We start from the raw sequence: 13,081 nt of genomic DNA, 5'->3' as shown, positions 1-13,081 counted from the left end.
CTTCGCGTCTCGCGCACCCGCTCGTTCGTGAAACTCTCTTGGCAAAATCCAGAATCCTGGTTATTGTCATTTGCATGAACAGCGTGGACGAGCGGTTCCTCACCCGCAACGGACTGGCCGCCCGGCAGCTCGCGGCCCTGTTGCTCAATCATGCCGAGGACACCCGCCTCCCGCGCGTCCGCGACTTCGCCGAGGAGCTCGGCGTGGGCAACGGCACGGTCCAGGCCGCCCTTCAGCTGCTGGAGGAGGCCGGTGCGATCGAGACGGTCGCCCGCGGCCACCTCGGCACCTTCCTCGTACGGGCCGACCGGACCATACTGTGGCGCCTGTCGGGGCTCGGCACGCTGCTCGCCGCCATGCCCCTCCCCTATTCGCGGCGGTACGAAGGGCTGGCCACCGGCCTGCGCACGGCCTTCGAGGGCGCCGGCGCCCCGTTCGCGATCACGTTCATGCGGGGCGCCGCCACCCGCGTCGAGGCCCTGCTGGAGAGCAAGGTCGACCTCGTCGTGCTCTCCCGCTTCGCCGCCGACCGGTTCCTCGACGAGCTCCCGTTGGAGCTCGTCGCCGACCTCGGCCCGGCCACCTACGTCGGCGCACACGGCCTACTGCTGCGGCACGGCGTGGATCCGGAAACACCGGGGCTCCGGGTGGCCATCGACTCCGCGTCCGAGGACCTGCGGATGCTGGCCGGCCGAGCATTCGCAGGACGCGACGACATCCAGTGGGTGGAGGCGTCGTACATGCAACTGCGGGACCTGTTCGCCCGTGGCGAGGTGGACGCCACAGTATGGAATCTCGACGAGGTCCAGGACCACCTCGGGCCGGACGTCGACATACTGCCGCTGGGCGACGACATCACCCGCGATCTGTCTCTGCGCAACTCCAGCGCCGCGCTCATAGGACGGGCGCAGGGCGCCGCTGCCCTGAGCGCGGTACGAGACGGATTGGACCTGTCCGTCGTCACCGATCTGCAGAGCGAGGTACTGCGCGGCGAGCGCATGCCCTCGTACTGACCCTGGGATCGGCGGCGCCCGGAGAAACTTCGACGCAGCCGCTCCGCTCGCCGGGAAACTGATCACCGAACTTGCCCATAACCGGTTCGGGCGATTGGCGATCACCGGCTTCGCCTGCCCTGCTCGAACCGAGCGTCAACCGCAGAACACACCTTCACTCATTCGAAAAAGAGTGCCCGCGACTCTCGTCAATATCCAGAATCCTGGTTACTGTCGATACCAGTCACACCGCAGACATCGCGAGGAAAGGACGACTCATGGAGGCCCGACTCGCCCTCCGCCTCCAGCTCTTCCGGGACGGCGGACAGGCGCCGCCGCAGGTGACGTACTTCGTCGAGGAGGAGCTGACCGCCCTGGCGGCCGAAGGCCATCCCGTCACCGAGGACACCGCCGGCATGCTGACCAGTCATCTCGTGATGGCCCTCACCCGGCTGCTGAACGGCGAGTCCATCGAGCAGTTCCGCACCGACGAGGACGTGGCGGCGGAGCTCGCCGACCATCCCCGGGCCGTCGAGCGGGCCCACGCCATATCCCTGCGCGCCAAGAAGGAACTGGGCGCCGCGCTGCCCGACTCCGAGGTCAATTTCCTGGCGATGCACCTCGCCGTGCTCCGCAAGAACGCACTCAGAAGGGATGTGCCATGACGAAGCTCCTCACCGGCGGCGTCGGCAAGCTCGAGGTCGCCGAGACAGTGAAGAAGTTGGCCCTGGACGGCCTCGACGTCGAGGTCTCCAGCGACATGGACGCGGCCATGAAGCTCCGCGCCGGACAGGCCGATTACTACCTGGGCACCTGCCACACCGGCGCCGGCGCCTCGCTCGGTGTCCTGCTGGGCCTCATGGGCAGCGCCGCCTGCCACACCTTCGGCCGCTCCGTCCCCACCGAGGACGAGGTGGGCGCCCTCATCGGCGACGGCAAGAAGGTCTTCGGCTTCGGCATGGACAAGATCGACGCTGTCACCCCCGTCCTCGCCCGCGCCATCGCGGCCCACAACGCCTGACCCGGTCAAGGCATCGAGGAGTGAGCCGTGAGTGGGAACATCGCCACCGCAGCCGCCGGCACCACAGATCTCAGCCTGTCGGTGACACAGCAGCTGACCGTCATTGCCCTCTGCGCCCTGACAGCCTTCATCTCGCACCTGGCCCTGGCCGTCTTCAATGACGGCGTACGCCCCTTCATGCTGGACTTCATCCAGGGGCGCACGACCCGCAGCGCCACCACGGCCGTGTCCTTCGGGCTCTCCGCGGGCTTCATCTTCGGACTGGGCGCGCCGATGGCGCTGTCCACGGGGGTACTGAACCCCTGGCTGCTCTTCCTGCCCACCGACATCCTCGGCCTCCTCTCACCGAAGAAGTGGCTGGCGCCGATCCTCGGGGCCGCCTGGGGCACCGTCGTCGTCTTCGGACTGAACGGCGCCAACAGCCTGGCGCACGACCTGCCGGTCGACTTCCTCACCGCCATGCAGCAGATGTCGACGCCGATCCTCTTCCTCTTCACGCTCTTTCCGGTACTGGCGATCAGCAAGCAGTTCGGCAAGCTGCGCGGCGGTATCGCGGGCGTGATCGAGCTGGTGTTGGTCGTCGCCACGATGAAGCTGTGGCCGGGCGTCTTCCCCGGAGCCGTCGCCATGGCGGTGGGCGTGCTGATGCTCATCGCGTTCGCCGTGGCCAAGGATCTGCGGCAACGCAGGGCGGAGCGGGCCGAGCAGGCCGGAAGAGCCGGCGGCCCGGCGGCAGATGCATCGGGCGAGGACGACCCGATGGCCTCGTTGTTCAGTGCGAGCGCGACCCGGCTGCGCAAGCATCTGCCGCTGTTCATGGTGCTGGGTGCCGGGGTCTGCCTGCTGGCCCAGATGCACGTCTTCGGCGGTGGTGAGGCGACCAGCTTCCTGATCGCCAAGGGCGACTACAGCGGCGCGGCCCAGGTGGACTTCTATCGCGTCTTCGGCTTCGTCCCGCTGATCGCCACCACGGCGCTGGCCTCGGGCGCCTACGGCATCGCCGGCTTCACGCTGGTCTACCCGATCGGCTATCTCCTGCCGAACCCGTGGCTGGCACTGATATGCGGAGCCCTGGTCTTCGCTGTCGAAGTACTGGCGCTCTCGTGGATCGGCCGGATACTCGGGCGGCTGCCCTCGGTGCGGGACTCCTCCGAGCACCTGCGCGGCGCGATCAGCGACTCGCTGCAGCTGGCCATCCTCTTCGGCTCCCTGATGGCGGCCAACGCCATGGGCGGCGGCCTCGGCATCCTCATCGTCGGCGGCCTCTACCTGCTGAACGAGGCGATGGGCCGGGTCGTGGTCCGCATGGCCGCGGCACCCGCCGCCGTGCTCGTCGGCGGCGTCATTCTCAACCTCCTGTACTGGCTGGACCTGTTCACCCCCGTCAAGGGCTGACGCGGTCCGTACGCAGGCCCGACCGGCGGCGTACGGGAACGGGGCGAGCCACCGACCTCCCACCAGGACCGGCCCTCCGGCAGGAAGAAAGCAAGGCAGCACCATGCACGACATCCGGACCGTCACCGGCCCCCTCGCCCCCGCCGCCGTACGGGGCCCCGCGCTCGCACACGAGCACCTGGTGCTCGATCTGCGCCGGGGCACCGACCGGGCAGCGGTGCTCGACAGCCGGCACACCGACGCGGTCACCGGCGAACTCGCGGCGCTGCGCGAGGAGTCCGGGCTGTCGCTGGTCATCGAGCTGAGCTGCCGGGGCATGGGCCGCGATGTGGCGGCGCTGGCCCGGATCTCCAAGGACTCCGGCGTCCCGGTCGTCGCGGCCACCGGCTGGTACTACGAGCCGTTCCACCCTTCCGAGATCGGCGACGCCGGCGTCGAGGAGCTGACCGGCACGCTGGTGCGGGAGATCACCGAAGGCATCGGTCCGGAGGGCATACTCCCCGGCGTCATCGGAGAGGTCGGCAGCCACGGTGACCGCCCCAGCGAGCCGGAGGTCCGTGTGCTGAAGGCGGCCGCGCGGACCGCCGTGGCCACCGGGCTCTCAGTGGCCACCCACGCCCAGCTCGGCCGGGGTGGCCCCGCGCAGCTGGCGCTGCTCACCGCCGAGGGACTGCCGCCCCACCGGATCTGCATCGGCCATCAGGACCTGCTGGACGACTCGGGTGTGCACCAGGAGCTGGCGGAGCGGGGGGCGTACGTCGCGTTCGACACGGTCGGCAAGGAGAGTTACCAGAGCGACGCGGTCCGGCTGCGGCTGCTGCTGGAGCTGGTGGCGGCCGGGCATGCGGACCGGGTGCTGCTGAGTGGCGACATCTCCCGGCACGGCTATCTGCGGGACGAGGGCGGACAGGGGTACGGCCATCTGTTCCGGTCCTTCCTGCCGCGGCTGCGGGCGGCAGGGGTGGACGACGGCCTGATCGAACTGATGACCCGCCGCAATCCGATTCGCTTCCTCACCGGAGCGCGCACAGAGGAGGCGGCCTGAGATGCCCACACAGGAACGGCCCGCCGGGCAGCGGCCGGGGGCCGGGCTCGACTCCGGAGCGGCCTCGTTGCCGAAAACTTCTCCCTTGCCGAAGACCTTCCCCTTGCCGACCGTGCCGCTGACGGACGCCGTCGCGCGGCAGCACCGACTGCTGGAGTGCGTCGCTCGGCACTTCGAGGGAGAGCAGCTCTTCGAGGCGGACGCCGGAGTCATCCCCGGGCTCGGCCGGCCGCATACGACCGCGCGAGTGGAGGCCGTGCTCGCCGACTTCTTCGGGGCGGAGGACGCCGCCCTCGTCCAGGGAGCGGGTACCGGTGCGATCCGCGCCGCGCTCTCCGCGGTGCTCGGCGCGGGTGATCCGATCCTCATCCACCGCGCACCGGTCTACCGCACCACTGCCGTCACCCTGCGCGGCCTGGGCGTGGCGGTGACGGAGGTGGACTTCAACAACCGTTCGGCGCTGGTGGAGGCGCTGGACAGCGGGCGGTTCTCCTGGGCGTACGTGCAGCACACCCGGCAGCGGCTGGCCGACTCCTACGATCCCGGTGAGGTGCTGGTGGCGTGCCGCGCGGCCGGGGTGCGCACGGTCGTCGACGACAACTACGCGGTCATGCGCGTCCCGGAGAGCGGGGTCGAACTGGGCGCCGACGCCTCCTGCTTCTCACTGTTCAAGCTGCACGGTCCGGAGGGTGTCGGGGCCGTGGTGGGCTCGGCCGACCTGGTGTCGCGGGTGCACGCGGACAACTACTCCGGAGGCGGTCAGGTCCAGGGGCACCAGGCGCTCGACGCGTTGCGCGCGCTCACCCACGTACCGGTGATGTGGTCGTTGCAATCGGCGGTGGGCGCGGAGGTGGCCGAACGGCTGGCGGCGGGTGAGGTCCCGGGCGTCGCCGAGGTCCGTATCGCCAATGCCCAGGACCGCTGTCTGCTGGTGCGGCTGGACCGGCCGGTGGCTCGCGAACTGCCCACGGTGGCCGCGCGGTACGGGGCTGCGCCCTATCCCGTCGGCTCCAATTCGCGTTATGAGATCGCCCCGTTGTTCTACCGCATGTCGAGCTCGTCCCTGGAGGACGCACCGGAGCTCGCGGAGTGGACCGTGCGGATCAATCCCATGCGCGCCGGCGCGGATCTCGTGCTCGACATCTTGCGCCGAGCGCTGCGCGACCTTCGTGAGACAGGGGGCTGACCGTGTTCCTCGACGCCGTCCTCCACCGCAATCCGGAGCTGGTCGCGTTCGCGGCCGAGTTGCACGACTCCGGGGCCATTCCGCCGGACACGTACGTCATGGACCTGGACGCCATCGAGTCCAATGCCGAGCTGCTGGCCCGGGAGGCGGACCGGCTCGGTCTGTCGCTGTGGTTCGTGGTCAAGCAGATCGGCCGCAATCCGGAGCTGATCGAGGCCATCGCGCGGCACATCCCGCGGTTCGCGGCCATCGATCCGCCCGAGGCCCGCATCCTGCACGCCGCGGGCGCACAGGCCGGCAACCTCGGCCACCTCGTCCAGATCCCTTCCCGTGCGCTGCCCGAGATGCTCGCCTGGCGTCCGGAGACCGTCACCGTCTACGACCTGGCGAACGCCCGAGCCGTCTCGGAGACCGCCACCCGGCTCGGATTCGTCCAGGACGTACTGATCCGCCTGGAGGGCACGGCCGGTGCGGTGTATCCGGGGCAGGAGGGGGGAGTACGGCTCGGTCGGGCTGCCGACGGCCCGGAACGTACGGATGGCCGGAGCGGTGCAGACGTCCCGGACTGTGCGGATGACCTGGGCGAAAGCCGTGCCCCGGACGGTGCGGAGGGTCGATGCGGTTCCGCAAGGGGTCAGACAAGGGGTCAGAGCGGTCCGGGCAGTCCGGGCGGTCCTGTCGACGACCGAACCGGTCAGGACGGTACGGACGGCCCGGAAGGTGCGGATGGCCCGAGCGGTGCAGACGGCGGCCCAGAGGGGCCCGACGGGCTGGATGCGTTCGTCGCGGAGGTCGAGCGGATGCCGGGGGTCCGGGTGGCCGGTGTCACGGCGTTCCCGTGTGTGCTGTGCGATCCGGATACGGGTGAGCCGCGGCCCACGGCCAACTTCGCGCTGGCGCGTGCCGCCGTGGAGCGGCTCGCCGCTCGTGGTTACACGGATCTCAAGCTGAGCGCGCCGAGCGCCACATCGATGGCCACCCTGCCGCTGCTGGCGCGGCTGGGCGCGACGCACGGGGAGCCGGGCCACGCCCTCACCGGCACCACGCCGCTGCACGCGGTGGACCACGCACAGCCGGAGCAGCCGGCGTACGTGTACGTGAGCGAGGTCGCCCATACGCTCGCCGACGGCCGGCCCGCGTTGTACGGCGGCGGGTTCTACGCCCGGGGCGGTGCCAGGGAGGCGCTGATCCCGCGTACCGGGGCTCGGCTGCGGGTCGAGGACGCCCCCGCCGCGAACATCGACTACTACCGGCTGCTCGCCCCCGGGGACGCGCGGGTGGGTGACACCGCCGTGCTGGCCTTCCGCACCCAGATCTTCGTCACCCGCAGCAGCGTGGCCGTCGTGTCCGGGCTGTCCTTGGGTGCGCCGAAGCTCAGCGGCCTCTACGACCCGTTCGGGAGGCCCCACTGACCGGCCACCGCCGCCCGGCAGGCGGCCCCGCTCCCCCGTCGTTCCCTCCGTAATCCCTACGTGCTCCACCAGACTCGGACGCCAGGAACCGCCATGAGCAAGATCGTCATCCTCGTCGTCGACGGCTTCGGCATCGGCGCGATGCCCGATGCCGGTGCGCTGCGCCCCGGCGACGTGCGGGCCGACACCCTCGGCCACCTCCTCGACCACCACCGTGCGACGACCGACCGCCCCCTGGAGCTGCCCGCGCTCGGCGCGCTCGGGCTGGGCTCCGTGCATCCGCATCCGGATCTCGCGCCGCGCCCCTCGCTGCCGGTCGCGGCCGGCCGGGCGGCGCTGGGCTACCCGGGCGCGGACACGTACGCCGGGCATCAGACGATGATGGGCGCCGACTTCAGCCGGGTGACGGTGGCCCGGCTCGCCGAGCACCTCCAGGAGGTGACCGCGGCACTGCGGGCGGCCGGGCACCGCACGGAACCCCTCGACGGCAAGCCGCTGCTGATGGTCGACGGGCAGGTGCTGGTGCACGACAACCTGGAGGCCGATCCGGGTATCAACTGGAACGCCTCGGCGCGGCTGGGTGAGGCGCCGTTCGCACAGGTGCTGGCCGTGGCGCGGGTGGTCAGGTCGGTCGCACCGGTCGCCCGGGTGATCGCGGTGGGCGGCCACGCCGACGGGCCGCTGCCCGGGTTCGTACGGCACGGGGAGGCCGGCACGGTCGGGCTGGACACCCCGGCCAGTGGCTTCTACCGCAACGGCGGGCTGGAGGTGCGGCATCTGGGCGCGCCGCTGGACCACACCCGGCAGTTGCCCGAGGCCGCCGCCCGGGCGGGCGTGCCCGTCACGCTCGTCGGCAAGGCGGCCGACATCCTGGCCTGCGATGCGGCAGTGCGCCGGCCGGCGGTGGACACCGATGAAGTACTGGGGCACACGCTGGACGCGGTGCGCGCGGCCGGGCGGGGCGAGGGGACGAGCGCGTGGCCGGAAGGACCGGTACTGGTGGTCAGCAATGTGCAGGAGACCGATCTGGCCGGGCACGAGCAGGATCCGGAGCGGTACGCGGCCGTACTGCGGCGTGTGGACGCGGGAATCGCGGCGCTGCTGCCGCTGCTCACCGCGCCCGGCGACCGCCTGATCGTCACCGGTGATCATGGCAACGACCCGACGATCGGGCACGCCTTCCACACCAGGGAGTTCGTGCCGGTGCTGATCCACCGTCCCGGCGCCGCGACCACCGAGCGGCTGCCGGACGCCGCGTCGCTGGCGGATGTGGGCGCCACCGCGGCCGTCGCGCTGGGCCTGAGCCCGGCCGGCCTCGCCAGCGGCACTCCACTGCCTTTGGAGTGTCTTATACGCGGCGCAGAGCCCGCACACGCCTCGCGCCCGGCCTGTGCCACGGAGGCCGCGGGCCCCGAGAGCTGCACGCGCTGACGGGGGCGGGAGCCGGACACGTACAGGAACCCACGTACGCGTACGGCCCCGGCCGGAGGGGTCCGGGCGGGGCCGTAGGGGCGGCAGGCGACCAGGGGTCGCGCGTCAGCCCATGAACTTCTTGAACTCCTCGGGGAGTTCGAAGTTCTGCGGGGCGTCCTGGCCGCCCTGCGGGAGACCGAGCGGGTTGCCGTTCTGGGCCGCCTCACGGCGGGCCGCTGCGGCCTCCTCCTCGGCCTTGCGCTTCATGGGGTTGCCGCTGCGCTGCTTGCCCTTGGCCTTCTTCTGCTGCTTCTTCTTCTTGGCGCCGCCGCCCATCCCCGGCATCCCGGGCATGCCCGGCATCCCCGGCATGCCGCCGCCCTGGGCCATCTTCGACATCATCTTGCGGGCGTCGAAGAAGCGCTCGACCAGGCTCTTCACGGCACTGACGTCGACACCGGAACCGCGCGCGATACGGGCGCGGCGCGAGCCGTTGATGATGGTCGGGTCCTGGCGCTCGCCCGGAGTCATCGACTTGATGATCGCGGCGGTGCGGTCCACGTCCCGCTCGTCCAGATTGTTGATCTGGTCCTTCATCTGCGCCATGCCGGGCAGCATGCCGAGCAGCTTGGAGATGGAGCCCATCTTGCGGACCTGCTCCATCTGGGCCAGGAAGTCGTCGAGCGTGAACTCCTTCGGGCCCTTCTGCAGCTTGGCCGCCATCTTCTCGGCCTCGGCCTGGCTGAAGGTCTGCTCGGCCTTCTCGATGAGCGACAGCATGTCGCCCATGCCCAGGATGCGGGACGCCATGCGGTCCGGGTGGAACGCGTCGAAGTCGTCCAGCTTCTCGCCGTTGGAGGCGAACATGATCTGCTTGCCGGTGACGTGCGCGATGGAGAGCGCGGCACCACCGCGGGCGTCGCCGTCGAGCTTGGAGAGCACCACGCCGTCGAAGCCGACGCCGTCGCGGAACGCCTCGGCGGTGTTGACCGCGTCCTGGCCGATCATGGCGTCGACGACGAAGAGGACCTCGTCCGGCTTGACCGCGTCACGGATGTCCGCGGCCTGCTGCATCAGCTCCTGGTCGATGCCCAGGCGGCCGGCGGTGTCGACGATCACGACGTCGTGCTGCTTGTCGCGGGCGTACTCGATGGAGTCCTGGGCGACCTTGACCGGGTCGCCGACGCCGTTGCCCGGCTCGGGGGCGAAGATCGCCACGTCGGCGCGCTCGGCGACGACGGAGAGCTGGTTCACGGCGTTCGGGCGCTGGAGGTCGCAGGCGACCAGCATCGGGGTGTGGCCCTGCCCCTTGAGCCAGCGGCCCAGCTTGCCGGCCAGGGTGGTCTTACCGGCGCCCTGGAGGCCGGCGAGCATGATGACCGTAGGCGGCTGCTTGGCGAAGCGGAGACGACGGGTCTCGCCGCCGAGGATCCCGATGAGCTCCTCGTTGACGATCTTGATGACCTGCTGGGCGGGGTTCAGCGCCTGGGAGACCTCGGAGCCGAGCGCGCGCTCCTTGACCTGCTTGATGAAGGCCCGGACGACGGGCAGCGCGACGTCCGCTTCGAGCAGGGCGATCCGGATCTCGCGCGCGGTGGCGTCGATGTCCGCCTCGGAGAGGCGCCCCTTGCCCCGGAGATTTTTGAAAGTACTCGCCAGGCGGTCGGAAAGCGTATCGAACACGGCGGTCGTCGATCCTCGGGGTCGGGGGTGGAGTCAATCGGCTTCTAGAGTATCCGCCCCACGGTACAGAACGTCCGGGCCTACCCGAAGAGACGGAGAGGGACGGGCTCACCGCGTGCGCCGGGCGCAGAACGGCGCTCCTCCCGGCCGCCCGGAAGCGCCCGGGACGCGGAGGACGCCGGGAGTGCCGGTGCCGGTACCGATGCCCGAGGTCCCCCGAGTACCGGAAGCACCGGAAGCACCGGGAGTACTGGGAGTACCGGAAGCGTCCGGTGGTTCTGCGTGGTGGCGGCGGTGCCGTGGGTCACTTCAGGGCTCGCTCCACAGCCTGGGCCACTTCCGTCGCGGTGTCGGGCGGAAGGGGGGAGCCGTCCCGGTCCGTGACGTAGAAGGCGTCCACCGCGTTGGCGCCGAGGGTGCTGACGTGGGCGCTGCGGACCGCGACGCCCGCGTCCTCCAGGGCGCGGCCGATCCGGTACAGCAGGCCCTGGGCGTCCTGCGCCCGTACCTCGATGACGGTGGCGGAGCGGGAACCGCCGGGCGCCACCGTCACCCGGGGCGGCGGCGCCTGGAGCCGGCGCGAGCGCCGTGCGTAGGCGCGTTCGCGCTCGGCAAGGCGGGCCGGGATGTCGAGCGTGCCGTCCAGAGCCCGTACGAGATCGGCGCGCAGCCGGACCGCCTGCGGCAGCGATCCGTACTCGGCCGCCACCCGCCAGCTGAGGAGCAGCAGCGGGCGGCGGGCGGCCGCCGAGCCCGCGCCCGTTGCGGACCGGGGCCCGGCCTCGGAGCGCGGGTCCGCCCCACCGCCCCTTTCCTGGTCGACCGTTCCGGACAGCTCCTCCGGCAGGGGCATGACGCGGAGGTCGGCAGCGCGGACGGTGAGGCGGTGCACGGCGAGTACGCCGGCGGTGGCGGGGAGGATGCCCGGGCGGTCCGGTACGGCGATGAGGAGTTCGACGCCGACCGGTTCCTGCGGCCCGGCGGAGTCCTGGGGCCCAGCGGATTCCGGGTGCTCGACCGGATCCGGGCGGCCTGTGGCGCCCGGGGTGCGGGTCGGCGCGTTACCGCCGGCCGATCGGGGTGCAGTGCCGCTCGGCGGTGGCTCCGGCGCCTCCATGGGCGGCTCGGCCCGGGTGTGCAGGGCGAGTACCGGTTCGCCGGTGCGCCACGCCTCGACGGCGAGGCGTTCCTGTTCCGCTGTGGGCTCCCACGGGGTGGGCGTGGTCGCGTCCGGTTCGCCCGCCAGCAGTCCGCCGACCCGTCGGACCAGGTCGGCGACCAGCCCCTCGCGCCAGCGGCTCCAGGCCGCGGGCCCGGTGGCCAGCGCGTCGGCCTCCGTGAGGGCGTGCAGCAGCTCCAGCGTGCCGGCCGAGCGGACCACCTGGGCGACCGAGCCGACCGTGGCCGGGTCGTCCAGGTCACGGCGGGTGGCGGTGTCGATGAGGAGGAGGTGATGGCGTACGAGGGTGGCGATGACGTCCGTGTCCTTGGCGTCGAAGCCGAGCCGGGCGGCCACGTCGCGGGCGATGGTCTCGCCGGACACCGAGTGGTCGCCGGGCCAGCCCTTGCCGATGTCGTGCAGGAGGGCCGCCATGAGGAGCAGGTCGGGGCGGTGGACGCGGCGGGTCAGGGCGGAGGCCCGTACGGCCGTCTCGACGAGGTGCCGGTCGACGGTCCAGCGGTGCACGGCATTGCGCTGCGGCCGGCAGCGCACGCGCTCCCAGTCCGGCAGCAGCCGCGTGATGATCCCCTCGGCCTCCAGCGCCTCCCATACGGGCACGGTGTGCGCGCCCGCTGCCGGTGCCGTGGCCAGCCGGCGGACGGCGTGCGGGGACAGCGACAGGCCCGCCTGGGCGGCGGCGGCCGCGGCGCGCAGGGGCAGCACGGCGTCGCGTTCGGGGCGGGCCGTGCGGGCCAGTACGGCCTCGCCGTCGTGCTCCACGACGCCCTCGGCCAGCGGCGAACGCTCGCCCTTGGCCGCCGCCCGCCCGCTCCTGCCGCTCATCAGCCCACGCAGCGAGGGCCGTACGGAGCGGGCGCGCAGCACACGGCCGACCTCACGCCAGGTGACGTCGCCGGCGTACGAGATCGTGCGCGCCGACTCGTACACCTGGCGCAGCAGGGTGTCCGCGTCGAGCAGGCCGAGGGCCGCCGCGACCTGGTCCTGCTCCTGGAGCGCGAGCCGGTCGGTGGCCCGGCCGGTGACCAGGTGAAGAGCGTCGCGTACGTCCAGCAGGCAGCCGCGGGCGTCCTCCAGGCCGGCCCGGGGGGCGTCGGCGAGCCAGGAGGCGGCGACCGCGCGCAGGGCGGTGACGTCGCGCAGGCCGCCTCTGGCCTCCTTCAGGTCGGGCTCGAGGAGATACTGCAGCTCGCCCTGCCGGTCGGCCCGGTCCAGGCAGAGCGCGTGGAGCTCCGGGAGGCGCTTGGGGGCGGCCTCGCGCCAGTCGGCGAAGCTCGCGGTGCGCAGGGCGGTGGTGAGGTCGGGGCTGCCGGCGAGGTGGCGGGCGTCGAGCAGGCCGAGCTGGGCCTTGAGGTCGTCGCGGGCGGTGCGGCGGGCTTCGGTGAGCGTGCGGACGGAGTGGTCCAGGTCCAGGCCGAGGTCCCACAGCGGATACCAGAGGTGGTCGGCGAGGGCCGCGACCTCTTGGGGTGATGCCTTGCCGTCGTGGAGGAGGAGCAGGTCGAGGTCGCTGCGGGGGGAGAGTTCGCCGCGGCCGTAGCCGCCGACGGCGACCAGGGCGGCGCCGCTGACGCCGCTGCGCGCTGCGGCGCGCTCGAAGAGTCCGGCCAGCCACTGGTCGGTGAGCCGGGCCAGAGAGGTCCGGCGTTCGGGGCCGGTCACGGCGGCGTCCTGGAGCAGTCGCAGCCGGGCGGCCGCGTAGCCCTCCTCGTCGGCGGTCCCCTCGGCCTTCGCCCCGCCGCCTCGGCCCTCGG

Annotated in this window: 10 protein-coding genes; 8 read left to right on the top strand and 2 right to left on the bottom strand. The window is 71.9% G+C overall.

The genetic code is table 11. The annotated features are described in order from the left end of the window. Positions 1-74 precede the first annotated feature (74 nt). From yhfZ to CCS38_RS10435, 8 genes are all read left to right on the top strand, one after another. Positions 75-1,013, top strand: a complete 939-nt coding sequence (yhfZ, locus tag CCS38_RS10470; protein ID WP_223732946.1) for a GntR family transcriptional regulator YhfZ — start codon at positions 75-77, stop codon at positions 1,011-1,013. A gap of 257 nt (positions 1,014-1,270) precedes the next feature. Then, a complete protein-coding gene (locus tag CCS38_RS10465) occupies positions 1,271-1,657 on the top strand; it encodes a PRD domain-containing protein (protein WP_223732945.1) in 387 nt (128 codons plus the stop codon). Continuing rightward, on the top strand, positions 1,654-2,013 hold the full coding sequence (locus tag CCS38_RS10460; protein WP_223732944.1) for a DUF2620 domain-containing protein: 360 nt from the start codon (positions 1,654-1,656) through the stop codon (positions 2,011-2,013). Before CCS38_RS10465 ends, CCS38_RS10460 begins: the two co-directional genes overlap by 4 nt. A gap of 27 nt (positions 2,014-2,040) precedes the next feature. After that, entirely contained in the window at positions 2,041-3,408 is a 1,368-nt protein-coding gene (locus CCS38_RS10455; RefSeq protein WP_223732943.1) for a YhfT family protein, read from the top strand. Between the two features lie 103 nt (positions 3,409-3,511). After that, positions 3,512-4,453 carry a phosphotriesterase family protein gene (locus CCS38_RS10450; protein WP_223732942.1) on the top strand — a complete coding sequence of 314 codons (942 nt, stop codon included), beginning with the start codon at positions 3,512-3,514 and terminating at the stop codon, positions 4,451-4,453. Position 4,454: 1 nt separating this feature from the next. Beyond that, positions 4,455-5,639 carry an aminotransferase class V-fold PLP-dependent enzyme gene (locus CCS38_RS10445; RefSeq protein WP_223732941.1) on the top strand — a complete coding sequence of 395 codons (1,185 nt, stop codon included), beginning with the start codon at positions 4,455-4,457 and terminating at the stop codon, positions 5,637-5,639. Between the two features lie 2 nt (positions 5,640-5,641). Further along, positions 5,642-7,051 carry an alanine racemase gene (locus CCS38_RS10440; protein ID WP_223732940.1) on the top strand — a complete coding sequence of 470 codons (1,410 nt, stop codon included), beginning with the start codon at positions 5,642-5,644 and terminating at the stop codon, positions 7,049-7,051. Between the two features lie 93 nt (positions 7,052-7,144). Then, on the top strand, positions 7,145-8,482 hold the full coding sequence (locus CCS38_RS10435) for a phosphopentomutase (protein ID WP_223732939.1): 1,338 nt from the start codon (positions 7,145-7,147) through the stop codon (positions 8,480-8,482). 105 nt (positions 8,483-8,587) lie between these two features. Here CCS38_RS10435 and ffh read toward each other — a convergent pair whose 3' ends face one another. Both ffh and CCS38_RS10425 read right to left on the bottom strand, forming a co-directional pair. After that, positions 8,588-10,147, bottom strand: coding sequence for a signal recognition particle protein (gene ffh, locus CCS38_RS10430; protein ID WP_223732938.1), 1,560 nt, complete (start codon positions 10,145-10,147; stop codon positions 8,588-8,590). A gap of 304 nt (positions 10,148-10,451) precedes the next feature. Further along, a complete protein-coding gene (locus CCS38_RS10425) occupies positions 10,452-13,013 on the bottom strand; it encodes a [protein-PII] uridylyltransferase (RefSeq protein WP_223732960.1) in 2,562 nt (853 codons plus the stop codon). Positions 13,014-13,081: the final 68 nt, after the last annotated feature.

Origin of the sequence: Streptomyces purpurogeneiscleroticus (assembly GCF_020024005.1) — a bacterium.
Lineage (GTDB): Bacteria > Actinomycetota > Actinomycetes > Streptomycetales > Streptomycetaceae > Streptomyces > Streptomyces purpurogeneiscleroticus.
Note: the sequence above shows the minus strand (reverse complement) of the source record. Positions and strands in the feature narration are given on the sequence as shown.